Here is a 17,553-nt window from a genome sequence, read left to right as displayed (position 1 = left end):
CGTATTTTTCGACGAGGTTCTCGGCGGTAATGCCCATGTGGTAGTCGTTGAAGGCATCCCACAAGCCGTCGCTAATCAGGGTGTCGACCATTTGCGCGTGGCCCATGCGCAGGCCGGTGCGCGCGCCGGGCATGACGTAATGGGCCAGGCTCATGTTCTCCTGGCCCCCGGCAATGATGACCTCGGCGTCGCCGCAGCGGATGGCCTGGGCGCCCAGGTGCAGGGCCTTGAGGCCCGAACCGCAGACTTTGTTCAGGGTCAGCGCCGGCACGGCGTGGGGCAGGCCGGCCTTGATCGCCGCTTGGCGCGCCGGGTTCTGCCCGCAACCGGCGGTGAGGACCTGGCCGAGGATCACTTCATCCACTTCGGCCGGGTCCAGGCCAGTGTGGGCCAGCAATTGGCGGATCACCGCAGCGCCCAACTCCACGGCCGGCACGCTGGCGAGCGAGCCCTGGAAACTGCCGACGGCGGTGCGGGTGGCGGCAACGATAACGACGTCTTGCATGGCGCTGATCCTCAAGTGAAGTCAAAACGCCATGGTGGCACAGACCTGGCGCTGGGTTCCAATTGCGAACCGGGCGGTCGGGAAGTGTTCCCCGGGTCTTGTCTTGGGGGGCGGGCAGTGTGGGAGCAGGGCCCGCTCCCACAAGGGGTTTACACACCCACCCCGGCGCTCACTCAGAAATCCCCATGCGCCGCTTGGCCCTTTGCACCGACCCGTTGCGCACTGCCCAGCGCAACACCGGCGCGCTGCGTTTGACGCTGGCGCGGATCAGCGAGCGTTGCAGCGGGGTTTGGCTCACGTCGAGCATGGCGCTGGCCCAATCCGGCAGCAGGTCGATGCCGGCCTGCATCATCAGCGCGCCGAAGGGCTTGGCCAAGCGGCTCGGCGCCGGGGCGGCGAGGAGCAGGCGCAGCACTTCGCGGCTGCGTTCGTCGCACAGCAATTGCGGGCGCAGGCGTTGCAGGTAGGCCGCCACTTCCTGGCGCGAGCGGGGCACGTCGCGGGCGCCGAGTTGTTCGGCGATCAGGGCAATTTCGGCGTAGTAACTGTCCTGGTCGGCGGGGCTGAGGTCGGGGTTGCGGTAGCGCAGGTGGGCGGCGAGGAAGCTGCTGACCTCGGCCACGTGCACCCAGGTCAGCAGGTCGGGGTCGCTGGCGGCGTAGGGGCGGCCGTCAGGGGCGGTGCCGACCACTTGCAGGTGGATGGTGCGCACTTTATCGATCAGCCATTGGGCGTCCTGGCGTGAACCGAACGTGGTGCCGGAGATGAACTGCCCGGTGCGGCGCAGGCGCCCGAGCATGTCCTGGCGGAAATTGGAGTGGTCCCACACCCCGGCCAGCGCCAGCGGATGCAGGGCTTGCAGCAGCAGGGCGCTGATGCCGCCGATGAGCATGCTGGTGAAGTCGCCGTGTACCTGCCAACTGACGGAGTCGGGGCCGAACAGGCCCGGGTCGCCCTTGGGGTTTTCCAGGTCCAGTCGGCCTAGGGACAGGCCGCTCAGGCTCATGATCTGGGTTTCGATGCGGTTGCGGATAAAGTCCATGGCGGCTCGATAGGGGCGGCGCGCCCGGCCGGCGCGCCGCGTGGTGGGTCAGGTGTTGAGGCGCTTGGCGATCAGGCCATCGACCACGCTGGCGTCGGCCAGGGTGGAGGTGTCGCCCAGGGTGTCCAGTTCATTGCAGGCGATTTTGCGCAGGATGCGCCGCATGATCTTGCCCGAACGGGTTTTGGGCAAGGCCGGGGCCCATTGGATCAGGTCCGGTTTGGCGAAGCTGCCGATTTCCTGGCTGACGTGGTCGCGCAGTGCTTTCATCAGGGCGTCGTCGGTGGCGATGCCGTTTATCGGCGTGACGAAGGCGTAGATGCCCTGGCCTTTGATGTCGTGGGGGTAACCCACTACGGCGGCTTCGGCGATGCTGTCGTGCAGCACTAGGGCGCTTTCCACTTCGGCGGTGCCGATGCGGTGGCCGGAGACGTTAATCACGTCGTCGATGCGCCCGGTGATCCAGTAATCGCCGTCCTCGTCGCGGCGTGCGCCGTCGCCGGTGAAGTAGTAGCCGGGGTAGGGCTTGAAGTAGGTGTCGACCATGCGTTGCGGGTCGCCGTAGACGCTGCGGATCTGCCCCGGCCAACTGGCCTTGATCGCCAGGATGCCGCTGCCGGCGCCGTCGATTTCCCGGCCCTGTTCATCCAGCAGCACCGGTTGCACGCCGAACAGCGGTTGTGTCGCGCAACCGGGTTTGATGCGTTGGGCGCTGGCCAGGGGGCTGAGCATGATGGCGCCGGTTTCGGTCTGCCACCAGGTGTCGACAATCGGGCAGCGCTGCTGGCCCACGGTGTTGAAGTACCAGTCCCAGGCTTGCGGGTTGATCGGCTCGCCGACGCTGCCCAGCAGGCGCAGGCTGGCGCGGGAGGTGCCTTGCAGGGGCCCGTCGCCTTCGCGCATCAGGGCGCGCAGGGCGGTGGGCGCGGTGTAGAAAATATTCACCTGGTGCTTGTCGATCACCTGCCAGAACCGCGAACTGTCGGGGTAGCTGGGGATGCCCTCGAACATCAGGCTGGTGGCGCCGTTGGCCAGCGGGCCATAGACGATGTAGCTGTGGCCGGTGACCCAACCGACGTCGGCGGTGCACCAGAACACTTCGCCGTCGCGGTAGTCGAGCACGTACTTGAAGGTCATCGCCGCTTGCAGCAGGTAGCCGCCGGTGGTGTGCAGCACGCCTTTAGGTTTGCCGGTGCTGCCGGAGGTGTAGAGGATAAACAGCGGTGCTTCGGCGCCCATGGGCTCGGGCGGGCAGTCGGCGCTTACCTCGGCGCAGGCCTGGCGGTAGCCAATATCGCGGCCCGGGGTCCAGTCGACCTCGGCGCCCGTGCGCTCCACCACCAGCACGGTGCTGACTTTCGGGCAACTGAGCAGGGCCTTATCGACGTTCTGCTTGAGGGGCACGAATTTGCCGCCGCGCACGCCCTGGTCGGCGGTTATCACCGTGCGGCAGTCGGCGTTGAGGATGCGGTCGCGCAGGGCGTCCGGGGAGAAGCCGCCGAACACCACCGAATGCACGGCGCCGATGCGGGTGCAGGCGAGCATGGCGTAGGCCGCCTCGGGGATCATCGGCATATAGATGCACACCCGGTCGCCCTTTTTCACGCCGCGGCTTTTCAGCACGTTGGCCAAACGGCAGACGTGTTCGTGGAGTTGGCGGTAGGTGATGTTGGCTGACTGCGCCGGGTCATCGCCCTCCCACAGCAGCGCGACTTGCTCGCCACGGGTGGCCAGGTGGCGGTCGATGCAGTTGTAGCTGACGTTCAACTCGCCACCGTCGAACCAGGTGGCGGTACCGTGGGTGAGGTCGCTGTGCTGCACGCTCTGCCAGGGAGTGGACCAATCCAGGAAGCGCTTGGCCTGCTCGGCCCAGAAGGTGTCGGGATGGTCGATGGATTGGCGGTACAGGCGCTGGTAGTCGTCCTGACTCAGTTGGGCAGCCCGGCGCACGGCATCGGCTTTGGGGAACGTGCTGATATCGAACATGACGGTTCCTTATTGTTGTTTTTGGCGACGAAGCACAACCATGCACGCACTGGCGGCGGGGTTCAACCCTGGCGGCCGCCGCCAGTCGCCTGGGCTGGCCGGTTGCCAGCGCAGTGCCACTGCCTTGTCTACACTGCCCTGCATCAACGGAGGAAGCGCTCGGCCTCAGGCCGGCACAGGAGTGCTCGATGTCTCCCGGTTCAGGACGCAGCAGCCGTACCCGCCAACGCGGGGCCATTGGCCTGGTGGCGGCCATCACTCTGGGGTTGGCGGCATTGATGATGCTGGTGGTGGTCGACAGCGGCCGCCTGTACCTGGAGCAGCGCAAGCTCCAGCGCGTGGCCGACATGGCCGCCCTGGAAGCCGCCAGCCGTGGTGGCCATTGCACCCCGGACACCAGCGCCGCCACCTACGCCGCGCAAAACGCCACCCGCAACGGCTTCACCGTTGACGCCAACCAGACCCTGGCCACCACGTGCGGCGCGCTCACCGTGAATGGGCAAAACCTGCGCACCTTTGCCGTGGATGCGGCCAAGAGCGAAGCCATCCGCGTGGTCGCCACCCGTACCGTCACCACCAGCATTGCCGCGGGCGTGGGCGCCCTGTTCAGCGGCCGCGCGGCGACCACCACCACAACCCTCAGCGCCACGGCGGTGGCAGGCATGCCTTCGCCCTTGGCGATGCTGACTATCCGCACCGTGCTGGGCACCATCGATAGCACCAAGTCGGCCGTGCTCAACGCGGTGGTCGGCGGCCTGCTGGGCGGCACGGTGAACATCAGCGCCCTGGGCTGGGACGGCTTGGCCAAGACCGACATCAAGTTGCTCAGCTTCCTCGATCAATTGGCGGTGGACCTCAACGTCAAGGCCGGCGACTACGACACCCTGCTCGCCACCGATGTGTCGCCGACCAAACTGCTCGACGCCGCGATCAAAGTGCTGCCCAAGGACGGCTCGGTGGCTACCGTCACCTTGCAGGCGATGCAGGCCCTGAGCCTGATAAGCCGCAACACGCAATTGCTCAAGTTGGGCGACCTCATCAAGGTGCAGACCGGCACCACCACGGCGGGGTTGGATTCCACCCTGCAACTGTTCCAATTGGTACAAGGCGTGGCGCAGTTGTCCAACAGCAAGACCGCCGTCTCGGTGGACTACAGCGTTGGCGTGCCCAATGTCGCCACGGTCACGATCAAGACCAAGGTCATCGAGGCCCCGCAGATGTCGGCCATCGGCAACCCGAAAGTAGCCAAGGCCGAATACGCCGCCGTCGGTCCGGTGGTGACCGCCAGGCAGATCTTCGTGCGCACCGCCCAGGTGCGTACCCTGGTGACCCTCGACCTGCCGGTACTCAAAAACATTAGCGCGCTGACCAACGGCTTGTCCCAGGTGCTGACCCCGGTGGTGGGGGTGGTCAACAACCTGCTGGGCCTCAAGCTTACGACCCTGCTCGACCCGTTGCTGTGCATCCTCACCAAGCCCTGCGTGCACCCCTCGCTGCAACTGATCTCCAGCCTGGACGTCAGCGTGGAGGCAGCCCCGGCCAAGAGCTTTGTCACCGACTACAACTGCGACACCGATACCTCCAAAAGCCTCACCGCCCAGGTCACCACCGCGCTGGCCAACCTGGGGGTAGGCCGGGTGAACGCCACCCAGGCGTTTTCTTCGGCGGCGGCCATTGTGGTCGACCCGGTGCGCCTGGTGGATATCGGCACCGAGCGCTGCTACACCTTGCTGTTCATTGGCCTGGGCTGCGAGGCGCGCATCCCCAGCGTCGGCGGCTGGCTCGACCTCAAGGTGCAAACCAGCGTGGCCTCGCGCAGCCAGAGCATTCCCTACCCGCTACCGCCCAATATCGGCCTGGGCCCGCTGTACAAAGGCCTGGCCACCACCAACATCATCACCAGCCTGGGCGACACCCTCACCGGCGTGCAGTTGACCTCCTACGCCGCGCCCAGCGGTGGCATCAGCGCGGCGGCCCTGGCCGGGGTGGCGGGGTTGTTGAGCGATATCAGCGCGGCGTTGGTGACGGCGATCAAAAGCATTCTCGGGCCGCTGCTGGACCCTATCGTCAACAGCGTGTTGAGCGTTTTGGGGGTGAGCCTGGGCAATGCCGAAGTGGGCGCCAACCTCAGTTGCCATGCCGGCGGGCGGGCGCAATTGCTCATCTAAACCAGCGGCAGCTCCACGCAAAACCGCGCGCCGTCGGCGGTGTTGCCGGCGCTCAGGCGCCCACCCATGTTGGCGATGATGCCGTAGCTCACCGACAACCCCAGGCCGGTGCCCACGCCCACGGGTTTGGTGGTGAAGAATGGCTCGAAGATGCGCTCCAGCAAGCGCGGGTCGATGCCGCCGCCGTTGTCCTGCACCCACAGGCGCACAGCGTTTTCGTCGCGCTCGGCGTGCACGCTGATCCACGGCTTGAACGGGCGGTCGGCCTCGCGCTTGCTCAGCAGCGCATCGCGGGCGTTGACCAGCAGGTTGATAAGCACTTGCTCCAATTGATCGACATGGCCGTGCACCTGCACCGCAAACGGCACTTCACTGATGCGCAGTTCCACGCCTTTGCCACGCAACCCTTCGCCCAACAGCGCAACGGTGCCCTCCACCGCGCGGGCCGGGTCGAACGGCTGTTGCTCAACCTCCGAGCGGCGGCCGAACACGCGCATGTGGTCCACCACCCGGGCAGCGCGCTGGATCTGCGCGTCGATGCGCTTGAGTTTGTCTTGCAGGTACGCGGGCTCGGCGTCGCCGCTGTCCAGGCGCTTGAGCACGTTGACCACGGCCATGCGCATCACGTTCAGCGGTTGGTTGATCTCGTGGGCCAGGCCCGTGGCCATCTCGCCGAGGGTGGCCATTTTCGCGCTCTGGGTCAGTTGCTGCTGGGCGCGGCGCACCTCGGTGTTGTCGCGGCCCACGGCTTGCACTTCTCGCAACTGGCCGTGCTCGTCGAACACGCCGCGGTCGGACCACACCCACCAGGCGTTGGCGCGCCCGGGCAGTTGCAGGCTGATTTCGGCGGTGCTGATGGGCCGTTGCGGGGTCAGTTGGGCGATGCGTTGGGCGAAGGCCTCGCGCTGTTCGGCGCTCATCCACTGGCCTAGGTTGACCCCCGGCAGCGCCTCGGGGGCGCATTCCAGGTAAGTGGCCAAGGGGCGATTGCCGAAGATCAGGCTTAAGTCCGGGCGATAGCGGCAGATCATCGCTGGCGAATCCTCCACCAGCATGCGGTAGCGCTCCTCGCTTTGGCGCACGTGCTCGCCGGCCTGGGTCGCCTCGGTGATGTCCAGCCACAGGCCCACTGCCTCCACTGGCAGGCCGAGGTCATCGCGCAGCAACTTGGCTTCGTCCAGCAGCCAGTGGTAGCTGCCCGCGGCGTCGCGCAGGCGATAGCGGCTGCGTACCGAGCCCTCGCGCAGCAATTGCCGGGTGCGCTGGAAATACGCCTCGCGGTCGTCGGGGTGCAAGTGCTCCAGCAGGCCGGCGGCGCTGCAATCGGCCAGGGTCCAGCCCAGCAGCGGTAACAGGCTGGCGCTGAAGAAACTCGGCTCCAGCGCCCCTTGTGCGTAACGCTGCACGTAGATCACCGCCGGGGAACTGGCGATCAGGTTATCGAGCCGAGCGTGGGCCGCGGCAGCCTGTTGCTGCTGGTTCTTGATGTCGCTGATGTCGAGCATGAAGCCGACCACCCGCCGAGCATCGCCCACACCCAACGCCTGGCCCTGCACGCGATACCACCGCGGCCCGTGCTCGGCCTCCTCGTGGTGCAGGCGCACGCTCAGCACCAGTGGTTTGCCGTGCTGCTGCAAGTCGAGCAAGCGGCGGTTGAGTTCTTCGCGCTCGGCCGGGTGGATCAGCGCCAGCCACTCTTCGCGGGGCAACTGCCAGGTGTCCGCTGGTAATTGCAGGCTGTGGGCCAGCGGCGGCGCCAGGTGGATCTGGTTGTCGGTCTGCTGCCATTCCCACCACCCGGCGCCGAGCAGGCCTTGCAAGGCATCGAGGCGTTCGAGTTGCAGGTGGTGGCGCTGCTCGCGCAAGCGGCTGAGCAATGGCCCGGCGAGGGCGGCGGTGAGCAGCAGCCAGTCGCGCGAGCTCAAATCCGGGGCGTGCTGCAACACTGGGTAAAAACCGCACAGCAGCCAGGCGCCGACACCGTGGTCGTCGCGGTACGGCACCAGCCAGCCGTCGCTGTGGGCGAACAGGCCTTGCAAGCGCGGGTGTTCGCTCAGCCCCTGCTGCACGCTCAGGCGCAGGGGGGTGTTACCGCTCAGGCTGTCCAGGCTGCTGCCCAGCAACTGGCCGTTGTGCCACAGCTGCGGGGCATCGTGGGCGCGGTATTGGCAGTGGATCTGCCAGCCCTGATTGCGCTCATCGAGCAGCGCCACCGCCACGCAGGGGATGTACCAGTGCTGGGCGATCATTTGCAGTTGTTCGCCCAGCACCTGGGGCAGGCGCGACAGGCTGCACTGGCGCAACTGCTGGCTGATTTGCGCGGCCAGGCTCTGGCAATGTTCGCGGCTTTGCGCCTGCTGGCGGCCCTGGCGCAGGTCGCTGATGTCGAGCAGTTGTAACAGCCAGCCCTCGGCCAGGGGCGACACCCAGCCGCGCAACTGCAAGGGCGGGCCGATCAGGCTGGCGAAATCCAGGTCCAGGCTGTGGCCCAGCCAATCGCCGGGCGTGCCTTCGACCACCAGAGCGCTGTGGGGCAGCAGAAAATCCAGCAGCGGCGGCCGGTCCAGCGGCCGGAGCTGGGCCAGCATGTGGCGCAGCGGCCCGGCCATGTGCAGCACGCCGCCGTCGTGGTTCAGGTACAACTGCAAGCCGACACTGGGCGCCGGCAGGGCTGCCCAGGGGTCGTTGAGCAACGCCGGGTTGCGGCCCAGCAAGCGGCCGAACAATCGTCCCCCGGAATTCAAAATTGCAGGCTCGACTGGGCGCTCAGGTAGTCCGGCAGGTTAGGCACTTTGCCCACGCCTGGCAGCACGAGGAAGGGCAGTACCTGGTTCAACTTGCTGCTGGGGTACTTGACCTTGGCGGTGAGCACGCCGGCGGTGTAGTCGGCGCTGGTGTCCACGCCCCACGTGATGTTCAGCGTGCTGGGCAGCCATTCCAGCTTCTGGCGCAGCACCGCGTTGGCCAGGGCTTCGACGGCGCTCTTGTAGTTGGGCGTGGCCGGGTCCAGGGCCACGCTGCGGCGCACCGCCTCGGCGGTGGCTTCGTTGAACGATTGCATCATCAGCAGCGGCAGGCTGTAGGTGACGAGGCCATAAAACACCGCGAAAAAAATCACGAACACCAAGGCGAATTCGATCGCTACGGCGCCTTTTTGCTTTCGAGGGAGGCTGGTTTTCATGCGCGCGTCTACCCTGACAACTACGACGTAATGTCAGCATAGAATCATTCGGCAAAAAGGGACGTTTTTTACCTGATGCACACCTTTTTCCTATTCATGTGGCTGGCGCTTTGTGCTGCGCAGGATGCTCGGCAGCGGCAGATCTCCAATGGCTTGACCCTCGGGGCAACAGTGGTGGCCCTGGTCTACCTGTTGTGGAACGACACCACGTGGATCGGTGCCAGCGCCCAGCAAGGCGTATTCGCCTTTTTACTGGCGGCGGCCATGACCTTGCCCGGCTACGCCATGGGCCGCATGGGCGCTGGCGACGTGAAATTGATGGCCGCCCTGGGCCTGGCCACCGACACCCTGCACCTGCTGGGCACCTTCATCGGTGCCGGCGTGGTCAGCGTGCTGTGGCTGTTGATCGCGCCAAAAGTCTGGCCGCTTATGAGTCAACGGGTTAGGGCGCACGTACGGTGGCTCGACCCGAAAGAGTCAAAAAACCAACCCTTCGCGCCCTTCGTCTTGCTGGGCCTGCTGCTATCCCTGGCCTGGATCCACTAGTCGCGTGGCCCCGGCCGCTTTATGTACAGAGTGGCAAAGTGCGTCTACTTTGAAATCACACCCTATACAGCCTATGGCTATTGGTACAGGAAGAGGCTGCCCCCTCCCAGGCTTGCCAGGCATGGAGTTTCGCGTGAACAAGCTAACGTCCCAGGTGAAAGTGCTCGTGGTCGACGACCAGCCACTGATTGTCGAAGAGCTCTGCGAGTTTCTCGAAAGCAGCGGGTATCGGTGCGTGCCGTGTGAATCCAGCCCCCAGGCGCTGGAGCGCTTCAACGAAGACTGCGACATCGGCCTGGTGCTGTGCGACCTGCACATGCCCGACATGGATGGCATCGAACTGGTCCAGGCGCTGCAACGCATTGCCGGCAATCAACGGGCGTTCGAGGCCATCATGCTCACCGGCCGTGCCGACAAACAGGACGTCATCAAGGCCCTGCGCGCCGGGATCGCCGACTACTACCAGAAACCCATCGACCTGGACGAACTGCTGCAAGGCCTGCAACGCCAGGAAGTTGCCCTGCAGGAGCGACAGAAAACCCTGCAACTGGGCCACCTCAACCAAAAGCTGCAAGACCTCTCCACCTCCATCGACGGCCTCTACCAGGACCTCGACAAAGTGCGCCGCAGCCCCGGCACGCCGGCGCCCATGGCCAACGAGGCGGAGCCGGACGAAATCCCGGCGATCTTCCACCAACTCTCGCCCCGGCAACTGGATGTGGCGCGCCTGGTGGGCAAAGGCCAGACCAACTACCAGATCGCCTGCGAACTGGGCATCACCGAAAACACCGTGAAGCTCTACGTCTCCCAGGTATTGCGCCTGACCCACATGCACAACCGCACCCAACTGGCCCTGGCCCTCTCCCCGAGCCGCTCGGGCATGCGCCACCAAGTCACCGCGCATTGAGCCTGCTGTATTTCTGAGCAGTACATCCTCCCTGTAGGAGCGGGCCCACTGTGGCCGCGACGGCGGTAGGCCAGGCAGTGGAGGTGTGTGGGGTGTGCCGGCGCCATCGCGGGCGGGCCCGCTCCCACAAGGGGTTTGCGGTGTCAGCGGTATTTTGGTTTTGCCTGTGCCTTGTGTGGGAGCGGGCCTTGCCCGCGATGGCGGTAGGCCAGGCAGTGGAGGTGTGTGGGGTGTACCGGCGCCATCGCGGGCAGGCCCGCTCCCACAAGGGTTTTGCGGTGTCAGCGGTATTTTTGTTTTGCCAGTGCCTTGTGTGGGAGCGGGCCTTGCCCGCGACGGCGGTAGGCCAGGCAGTGGAGGTGTGTGGGATGTACCGGCGCCATCGCGGGCGGGCCCGCTCCCACAAGGGGTTTGCGGTGTCAGCGGTATTTTGGTTTTGCCTGTGCCTTGTGTGGGAGCGGGCCTTGCCCGCGATGGCGGTAGGCCAGGCAGTGGAGGTGTGTGGGGTGTACCGGCGCCATCGCGGGCAGGCCCGCTCCCACAAGGGTTTTGCGGTGTCAGCGGTATTTTGGTTTTGCCTGGGCCTTGTGTGGGAGCGGGCCTTGCCCGCGATGGCGGTAGGACAGGCAGTGGAGGTGTGTGGGGTGTACCGGTGCCATCGCGGGCGGGCCCGCTCCCACAAGGGTTTTGCGGTGTCAGCGGTATTTTGGTTTTGCCTGGGCCTTGTGTGGGGGCGGGCCCGCAGTGCCTGGGTGCCTGTGTCCTACTTGCTGATCTCCCCACCCACATCCGCATCATAGAAATCCGGTATCTGGTCTTCGTAGCTCTTGAGCCAGCGCTGCATGGCCAGTTCCCGTTCGGCGCTGCTGGCGGTTTGCGGTGTGGGCGAGGGCGCGGCGTTGCTGCTTTGCAGGTGCAGCCAGCCTTCGGTTTCCTGTTGTTGCTTGGAGGCGGGGCCGGGTTCGATGGCGTTGCCGTTTTGGGGCAGGGCCAGCAGCGCGGCGCAGCACAGCAGGGTGAGTCGTTTCATGGCCACTCCTGGTTCGCTTGGGTCACAGGCAAGTGGCTGGTGGTCGCCACATGTTCGGGTTTGACGGGGGCCGGTTTGGCGCCGGCCTTGAGTTGCTCGGCCCGCGATTGCGCCAGGGTGAATTGTTGCGGGCTCAACCCGGCACGGCTGACCACTTCGCCCGCTTGCGCCCAGTTGTCCTGATACAGCAGCAGGGTCACCAGGTTGACCGCCGCCAGCGAGTCGCTTTGCTTGAGTTCCATGGCGGTGAGGAATTCAAAGCGCGCCTCGTTCAGGCGCAGTTGGTTGAGGTAGACCACGCCCAGGTCGTTGCGGATTTTCTCGTCGGTGGGCGCCAGGCTGGCGGCGCGTTGCAAGTGGGCCAGGGCCTGGGCGTTGTCGCCGCGGGCCGCCGCCAGTTGCCCCAGGCCATGTTCGGCCTCGCCCGCCAGGCAACCGCCGGCCAGGCTCTGGTACAGCGCTTTGGCCTCGCCGCGCCCGAGCAAGCGGTACACCCGCGCCTTGCTCAGGCGCACCTGGCTGAGGGTGTCGGGCAGGCTTTGCAGGTTGGCCAGGCTGGCGTGCAGTTTGCCGTCGCGGGCCATGTCGTCGGCCAGGTTCAGGGCCAGTTCCTGGTCGGCACTCAATTTGCCGCAACTGCTGGCGGCGCCCAGCGTCGCCCAAGGGGCCTGGCCGTTGCTGGCACAGCCGCCGAGCAGTAGCAGGCTGGCGATCATCAGGCGTTTTTTCATGGTGTTCCCTCTAGGAAAAAGCGCGGGCGATGGCGGTGAACCCGGGCCCGGCGAGCACGATCAGCAAGGCTGGGAACAGAAACAGCATCATCACCACGGACATCTTGGCGGACATTTTCGAGATGTATTCCTGCAAGTGCGTCAGGCGTCGGTCGTCGAGCAGTTGCTTGAGGGCCAGCAGCGACTTCATCGCGCCGCCGCCCTGGTGCAGCAGTTGCTGGAGGATCACGCAGGTGTCGGTGAATTCGTCGGTGTCCAGCAACTTGGCCGACAGGTTCAGTTCATGGCCCAGCTCCAGGCCCGAATCGACCCGGGCCAGGATCATGCGCAGTTCCTGGGTCAGCTCCGGCAGCAGCCGTCGCGCTTCCACGCTCAGCACCCGCAGGGCTTGCTCCACCGCCATGCCCGACTCGAACAGGATGCGCAGCAAGGGAATGAAGGTGGCGATTTCTACGCTGATCTGTCTTTGCCGGCGTTTGGCCGCTGCCGCTAGCAGGCGTTTGGGCAGCAGGTAGCCCAGGCACAGGGCGAAGAACGGCGCCAGCCACTGGTGCTCGATGTTGGGGAAAAACAGGGTTTGCGCCAGCAGCACCAGGCACAGCGCGAGGATGGGCAGGCCGACCTGGCTGGCGGCGTACAGCGAGCGCTGGCTGGCCTTGCGCCAACCGAGGCGGTTGAGCAGCCGTTGGGTTTCGTTGTCCAGGCTCACCGAGCGCTGGCCGAAACGGCTGTCGCCCAACAGGCGCAGCCAACTGCCCAGTTTGTTGTCGCGCACCAGGTGCCCTTGCAGGCGTTGGGCAACCTGGCGTTTGCGGCGTTTTTGCCCCAGCAGGGCCAGCAGTGCCAGGGCCAGGGCGGCGACAACCATCAGGGCAGCGGCGAGCAGGGCCATCTCAGATACTCCGCAACATGCGCCACAGCACAAGGCAGCCCGACACTTGCAGCACCACGGCGGTGATGAGCATGCGCTGGCCGCTGGGGTCGTGCCACATGCTGAGCATGTAGTGGGGGTTGGTGAGCATGAAGTAGCCGACCATGCCCACCGGCAACACCGCCAGGACCACGGCGGTCATGCGGGTTTCGCCGGTCAGGGCGGCGAGTTGGCGCGCGCCCTGTTCGCGCTCGCGGATCATCCTGATGAGGTTTTCCAGCAGTTCGCTGGCGTTGCCGCCGTAGCGGTGGTTGACCTTCAGGCCCAGGGCGAACAGGCGCAGTTCGTCCCGTTCGTAGAGTTCGGCGAAGTCGCTGGCGGCCTCGGGCAGGTTGACCCCCAGTTGCACGTTGCGCTGGATGCGGCTCATGGCGCTCTTGAGCGGGTCGTTGCTGGCCTCGATGGCGCCCAGCACCGCGTCGGCCAGGGTGCGCCCGGCCTTGAGGCTGCGCACCGTGTGGTCCAGCAGCGGCGGCAATTGGGCAATCATGCGGTTGACCCGGCGCCGGTACAGCCAAGCAATCACCAGGCGCACCACCAACGGTGGCAGCACCACCAGCACCAAGAGGCCCACCCAGCCTTCGAGGACAAACCCGAGCATCAGCAGCAGCGCCCACGCCGCCAGCCACAGCCCCAGGCGATCGGTGGGGCGGCCCAGGCCGGCGCGCAGGAAGGCCCGCTCCAGGCCGGTCCAAGCGGCTTTTTCCGGCGCCAGTTGCGGTTGGCCCTGGGCCAGGCGCTGCATCACCCGCTCGTTGCCGGTTTTGCGCAGGCCCTGGTAGAACAGGCGAATCGACAGGCTCACCAAGAGCAAAAACACCACGCTCAGCAGCAACGGCAGCAACATGGTCGGCACCTCGCGGGTCAGTCCTGGCTCAGGGCGAATTCGCGGCGCAGCTTGTCGCCGGCCGGGTTGAGCGCCTCGCGCAAAAAGCCGAAGCCGCTGCGCCGGTCGAGGCGGAACAGGGTGTTGGTGACGTACACGTCGTCGCGCACGCCTACCACTTCCACCACCTCGCTGACGCAGCGCCGGCCATCGGGCATGCGGGTCAGTTGGATCACCACGTCCAGGGCCGCGCAGATCATCTGGCGCAAGGTGCGTTCGGCCACTTGCCGGCCGGTCAGGCCCACCAGGGTTTCCAGGCGCAACAGGGCGTCCTGGGCGTTGTTGGCGTGCACGGTGCTCATGGAACCGTCGTGGCCGGTGTTCATCGCGGTGAGCACGTCGAGCACTTCGACGCCACGGATCTCGCCGAGGATGATGCGGTCGGGGCGCATCCGCAGGGCGTTGCGGATCAGGTCGCTGGCCTTGACCTCGCCGTGGCCCTCGGCATTGGGCGGGCGGGTTTCCAGGCGCACCACGTGGGGGTGGCCCAATTGCAGCTCGGCCACGTCTTCGATGGTCACCAGGCGTTCGTGGGGGTTAATCAACTGGCTGAGGATGTTGAGCAGGGTGGTCTTGCCGGTGCCGGTGCCGCCGCTGATAAGGATGTTGCAGCGCTTGCCCACCGCGTCCTGGAAGAACTCGAAGATGTTCTGGTCGATGGTTTGCATCGCCACCAGGTCGCTGCTTTTGAGCATGTCCTTGCGAAACTTACGGATCGACAGGCACGGCCCGTCCAGGGCGATGGGCGGAATGATGGCGTTGACCCGGCTGCCGTCGGGCAGGCGTGCATCGACCATGGGCGAAGACTCGTCCAGGCGCCGCCCCAGGGGCGAAAGGATGCGCTGCATCACGCGCTCGACGTGGTGCGAGTCGATAAATAGCGCAGGTCGCTCAGGTGCAGCACGCCGTCGCGCTCGATGAACACGCGGTGCGGGCCGTTGACCAGGATTTCGGTCACGGCCGGGTCGCGCAGCAGCACTTCGAGGGGGCCGAACCCGGTGAGCTCGTCGACGATCTCTTCGCCCAGGCGTTCCATCTCGTAGCGGGAAATGGCCAGGTGCAGGCGCGCGATGTACTCGGCCACTTTATCGGTGACAAATTGCGCGAGGTTCTGGCGTGAGCCTTCGAGCAGGTTTTTCCCCGACTCCTCGATGGCGTCGATGATGTAGCGGTGCAGCACCAGTTTCAGGCCTTCGTGGTCGGCATTGCCCTTGGCGCCGACACTGGCGGTGGGCGCGCCGAACAGTTTTTCGCCAGTCATGGGGGCGTTCCTCGCAGTCGGCTGAGCCAGCCGCCCTTGGGTTTGGCCAGGCCTTCGGAGCGCTTGGCCAGGCGTTCGCCCAGGGTGTGCAGGCTCTGCGTGAGGCTCTCGCGCGGGGCCAGCTCAAACAGGCTCACGCCCTGGTTCTTGGCGTTGAGGCGCAGCTCGGGGCTCAGGGCCAGCACGGCGATGACTTCCATGCCAAAGGTCTTGCCCAGGGTTTCGGCGTCGGGGGCGACGCTGCGCAGGTAGCTGTCCACCAGCAGGCGCGCGTGGTCGAGCTTCATGCCTTTTTCGCGCCACAGGTTGAGCACCGCCAGGTTGCGCCGGCAGTCCAGCACACTCTGGTCGGTGCGCCACAGCAACTTGTCGCAGTGGCTGACGAAGGTGCGCAGCGCTTCGCTGTCCGACTGCCCGGTGAGGTTCACCACGATGTGCTGGAAATGCTGGCGCAGGGCGCTGAGAAGCATGTACAGCTCGGCGGCGCTGGTGCGTTTGAGGGGCTCATCGCCCGGGGCGTAGGCGAGGATGCGCAGCCCCGCTTCGGCGCGGGTGAAGGCGCTGTCGATCAGGGTGGCGTCGAGGCGGCGCAGGTGGCGCAGGGCATCGCCGAAGTTGAACGAACTCTCCAGGCCCAGCAGCGCCAGGGAGTCACCCCGGGGCAGGCCCAGGTCCAGCAGCAGGGTTTGCTGGCCGCTCTTTTGCACCACCAGCGCCAAGTGGCTGGCGATCAGCGCGCCGTCGCCGTTGCCCTGGGTGCTGTAGAGCACCGTGAGGCCGCCGAGCAAGGTGCTGTGGGCCACCGGCGGCAGGCGTTTGCCCAGGCGCCGCACCAACCCGGCGACCTCACTGGCCCGCGAGCCGTAGGCGACGAAATCCCGCGCCCCAGCGCGCATGGCGTTGAGCACCAGTTGGTTGTCCATGCCATCGCCCAAGGCGACGATCGCCAGCATCGGCTTGGCCTCCAGGGCGCCCTCGATCATCGCGCACTGGGCCACCACGTTCTCGCGGTCCAGGCCCACGAACACCAGGCTGGCGAAGGTCACGTCCACCAGCGCGAGCAACTCGTCGAGGCTGCCTCCGCCGGCGCTGACCACTTGCCCCAACGGTGCGAGGGCACTTTGTAGCCACTCCTGGTCGGTGGGGTTGCGGGTGATGGCGAGGAACGTCTGGCTCAGGTTCTGGCTCATTGCGATAACCCGCTGCGGTTGTCGAAGTTGCCGTTTTCAAGGAAGAACATGCGGTAGAAGTTGGGGTCGTAGTTGCGCATCTGCTCGCCCGGCAGCGACGGCAGGCGCGCATCGGCGGCCAGCGGTTGGACCAGGTGCGGGGTGACGATCATCAGCAGTTCGCGCTCTTCGCGCTTGATCTCTGAGTCGCGGAAAAACGCCCCCAGGATCGGGATGTCGCCCAGGCCCGGAAACTTGTTCACCTGGGAGCTGTTGCGGGTGCTAATCAGGCCACTGATGACGAAGCTCTCGCCGTCGGCCAGGGAGATGCTGGTGTCGGTGCGCCGCACGGTCAGGCCTGGCACCAGGGTGCCGGCGATGTTCACCGCGTTGCTGTAATCCAGCTCGCTGACTTCCGGGGCAACTTTGAGGGCGATGCGGTCGCGGCCGATGATGGTCGGGGTGAGGGTCAGGCGGATGCCGAATTCCTTGTACTCGATGGACACGCTGTCGCTGCCGGAGCTGGGCACCGGAATGGGGATCTCGCCACCGGCCAGGAAACTCGCACTCTGCCCGCTCAGGGCCACCAGGCTGGGCCGCGCCAGGGTGTAGGCAAAGCCGCTGCCTTCGAGGGCGTTAATCATCACCATGGTTTTGCCGCCGATCCACGAGAAGTTGAACTGGCCGTTGTCCACCGGCAGCTTGGGGGTGACCACGCCGTCTATGGTGGGCAGGGTCTTGGGCGCGCCGAACAGGAAGTTGCCGCGGGTGCCGAACAGCGAGGCGGTGGCTTCCTTGAGCTTGCTGCGGCTGACTTCGACGAAGCGGATATCGGTTTGCACCTGGCTGGGCAGCAGGGGGTCCTCGGTGGGGCCCAGGGCGGCGCGGGTGAGGGCGGCGGTGGCCTTGCCGCGCACGAACACCATGCTCTGGCGTGGGGTGCTGGCGCAGCCGGTCCAGACCATCAGGCTGGTGGCACCGCTGGCCATGCCAGTGAGCAGGAAGGATTTGTCGCCGTTGGGGTGCACGTCGGCGACCTTGGGGTCGCCCACCGCCAAGCGCGTGATGGCCACGGGGGATTCGATGTTCTGTTGCAGGCCCTCGCCCACCTCCAGCACCGCCGGCAACCCGGCCAGGGCGCTGCAATTGGCAGGCGCGGCCAGGGCGGTGTGCAGCGGCAGCCCGGCGAGCATCAGGGCGCCAAGCGTGG

14 protein-coding genes and 1 pseudogene are annotated in these 17,553 nt (G+C 66.1%); 3 read left to right on the top strand and 12 right to left on the bottom strand.

Annotated elements, in window-relative coordinates; genetic code table 11:
- From CKW13_RS22950 to acs, 3 genes are all read right to left on the bottom strand, one after another.
- Positions 1-505 (bottom strand): beta-ketoacyl synthase N-terminal-like domain-containing protein (locus CKW13_RS22950; RefSeq protein WP_305886498.1); only part of this gene is annotated, 505 nt, incomplete at its 3' end.
- 169 nt (positions 506-674) lie between these two features.
- Positions 675-1,547 carry an oxygenase MpaB family protein gene (locus CKW13_RS22945; RefSeq protein ID WP_095111055.1) on the bottom strand — a complete coding sequence of 291 codons (873 nt, stop codon included), beginning with the start codon at positions 1,545-1,547 and terminating at the stop codon, positions 675-677.
- A 48-nt stretch (positions 1,548-1,595) separates the two neighbouring features.
- The gene (acs, locus tag CKW13_RS22940; protein WP_095111054.1) at positions 1,596-3,533 is read right to left on the bottom strand and encodes an acetate--CoA ligase; all 1,938 of its coding nucleotides are present in this window, start codon (positions 3,531-3,533) and stop codon (positions 1,596-1,598) included.
- A 188-nt stretch (positions 3,534-3,721) separates the two neighbouring features.
- On the opposite strand from acs, the gene CKW13_RS22935 reads away from it, so the two are divergent.
- The gene (locus CKW13_RS22935; RefSeq protein WP_095111053.1) at positions 3,722-5,701 is read left to right on the top strand and encodes a pilus assembly protein TadG-related protein; all 1,980 of its coding nucleotides are present in this window, start codon (positions 3,722-3,724) and stop codon (positions 5,699-5,701) included.
- Here the strand turns inward: CKW13_RS22935 and CKW13_RS22930 are convergent.
- Both CKW13_RS22930 and CKW13_RS22925 read right to left on the bottom strand, forming a co-directional pair.
- Positions 5,698-8,445: an ATP-binding protein gene (locus CKW13_RS22930; protein ID WP_095111052.1), complete on the bottom strand. Its 2,748-nt coding sequence runs from the start codon at positions 8,443-8,445 to the stop codon at positions 5,698-5,700. The genes CKW13_RS22935 and CKW13_RS22930 overlap by 4 nt on opposite strands.
- Positions 8,442-8,882, bottom strand: coding sequence for a TadE/TadG family type IV pilus assembly protein (locus CKW13_RS22925; RefSeq protein WP_095111051.1), 441 nt, complete (start codon positions 8,880-8,882; stop codon positions 8,442-8,444). Before CKW13_RS22925 ends, CKW13_RS22930 begins: the two co-directional genes overlap by 4 nt.
- Positions 8,883-8,957: 75 nt before the next feature.
- Here CKW13_RS22925 and CKW13_RS22920 point away from each other — a divergent pair, with 75 nt between their 5' ends.
- Both CKW13_RS22920 and CKW13_RS22915 read left to right on the top strand, forming a co-directional pair.
- Complete coding sequence (locus CKW13_RS22920; protein ID WP_095111050.1) at positions 8,958-9,428, top strand: prepilin peptidase; 471 nt, start codon at positions 8,958-8,960, stop codon at positions 9,426-9,428.
- A gap of 133 nt (positions 9,429-9,561) precedes the next feature.
- Positions 9,562-10,335 carry a response regulator transcription factor gene (locus tag CKW13_RS22915; protein WP_095111059.1) on the top strand — a complete coding sequence of 258 codons (774 nt, stop codon included), beginning with the start codon at positions 9,562-9,564 and terminating at the stop codon, positions 10,333-10,335.
- Between the two features lie 763 nt (positions 10,336-11,098).
- Here the strand turns inward: CKW13_RS22915 and CKW13_RS22910 are convergent.
- The 7 genes and pseudogenes from CKW13_RS22910 to CKW13_RS22880 form a co-directional block, all read right to left on the bottom strand.
- Positions 11,099-11,365, bottom strand: coding sequence for a DUF3613 domain-containing protein (locus tag CKW13_RS22910; RefSeq protein WP_095111049.1), 267 nt, complete (start codon positions 11,363-11,365; stop codon positions 11,099-11,101).
- Positions 11,362-12,096, bottom strand: coding sequence for a tetratricopeptide repeat protein (locus CKW13_RS22905; protein ID WP_095111048.1), 735 nt, complete (start codon positions 12,094-12,096; stop codon positions 11,362-11,364). Before CKW13_RS22905 ends, CKW13_RS22910 begins: the two co-directional genes overlap by 4 nt.
- Positions 12,097-12,106: 10 nt before the next feature.
- On the bottom strand, positions 12,107-12,988 hold the full coding sequence (locus CKW13_RS22900; protein WP_095111047.1) for a type II secretion system F family protein: 882 nt from the start codon (positions 12,986-12,988) through the stop codon (positions 12,107-12,109).
- A gap of 1 nt (position 12,989) precedes the next feature.
- Positions 12,990-13,874, bottom strand: a complete 885-nt coding sequence (locus CKW13_RS22895) for a type II secretion system F family protein (protein ID WP_095111046.1) — start codon at positions 13,872-13,874, stop codon at positions 12,990-12,992.
- Positions 13,875-13,891: 17 nt separating this feature from the next.
- A pseudogene (locus CKW13_RS22890) lies at positions 13,892-15,174 on the bottom strand (CpaF family protein).
- Positions 15,171-16,364, bottom strand: a complete 1,194-nt coding sequence (locus CKW13_RS22885) for a pilus assembly protein (RefSeq protein WP_095111045.1) — start codon at positions 16,362-16,364, stop codon at positions 15,171-15,173. The pseudogene CKW13_RS22890 and the gene CKW13_RS22885 overlap by 4 nt, the downstream one beginning before the upstream one ends.
- A complete protein-coding gene (locus CKW13_RS22880; protein ID WP_371856254.1) occupies positions 16,361-17,536 on the bottom strand; it encodes a type II and III secretion system protein family protein in 1,176 nt (391 codons plus the stop codon). Before CKW13_RS22880 ends, CKW13_RS22885 begins: the two co-directional genes overlap by 4 nt.
- Positions 17,537-17,553 lie beyond the last annotated feature (17 nt).

The sequence above is a fragment of the Pseudomonas sp. Irchel 3E20 genome, assembly GCF_900187645.1.
GTDB lineage: Bacteria > Pseudomonadota > Gammaproteobacteria > Pseudomonadales > Pseudomonadaceae > Aquipseudomonas.
The sequence above is the reverse complement of the archived record's forward strand: the minus strand, read 5'-3'. Positions and strand labels throughout refer to the sequence as shown.

Excerpts from the sequence above, each read along its gene's own strand:
- CKW13_RS22895 (WP_095111046.1), bottom strand. The coding sequence starts at position 13,874 with ATGTTGCTGCCGTTGCTGCTGAGCGTGGTGTTTTTGCTCTTGGTGAGC.
- CKW13_RS22885 (WP_095111045.1), bottom strand. The coding sequence starts at position 16,364 with ATGAGCCAGAACCTGAGCCAGACGTTCCTCGCCATCACCCGCAACCCC.
- CKW13_RS22900 (WP_095111047.1), bottom strand. The coding sequence starts at position 12,988 with ATGGCCCTGCTCGCCGCTGCCCTGATGGTTGTCGCCGCCCTGGCCCTG.
- CKW13_RS22920 (WP_095111050.1), top strand. The coding sequence starts at position 8,958 with ATGCACACCTTTTTCCTATTCATGTGGCTGGCGCTTTGTGCTGCGCAG.
- CKW13_RS22935 (WP_095111053.1), top strand. The coding sequence starts at position 3,722 with ATGTCTCCCGGTTCAGGACGCAGCAGCCGTACCCGCCAACGCGGGGCC.
- CKW13_RS22910 (WP_095111049.1), bottom strand. The coding sequence starts at position 11,365 with ATGAAACGACTCACCCTGCTGTGCTGCGCCGCGCTGCTGGCCCTGCCC.
- CKW13_RS22905 (WP_095111048.1), bottom strand. The coding sequence starts at position 12,096 with ATGAAAAAACGCCTGATGATCGCCAGCCTGCTACTGCTCGGCGGCTGT.
- CKW13_RS22945 (WP_095111055.1), bottom strand. The coding sequence starts at position 1,547 with ATGGACTTTATCCGCAACCGCATCGAAACCCAGATCATGAGCCTGAGC.
- CKW13_RS22880 (WP_371856254.1), bottom strand. The coding sequence starts at position 17,536 with ATGCTCGCCGGGCTGCCGCTGCACACCGCCCTGGCCGCGCCTGCCAAT.
- CKW13_RS22925 (WP_095111051.1), bottom strand. The coding sequence starts at position 8,882 with ATGAAAACCAGCCTCCCTCGAAAGCAAAAAGGCGCCGTAGCGATCGAA.
- acs (WP_095111054.1), bottom strand. The coding sequence starts at position 3,533 with ATGTTCGATATCAGCACGTTCCCCAAAGCCGATGCCGTGCGCCGGGCT.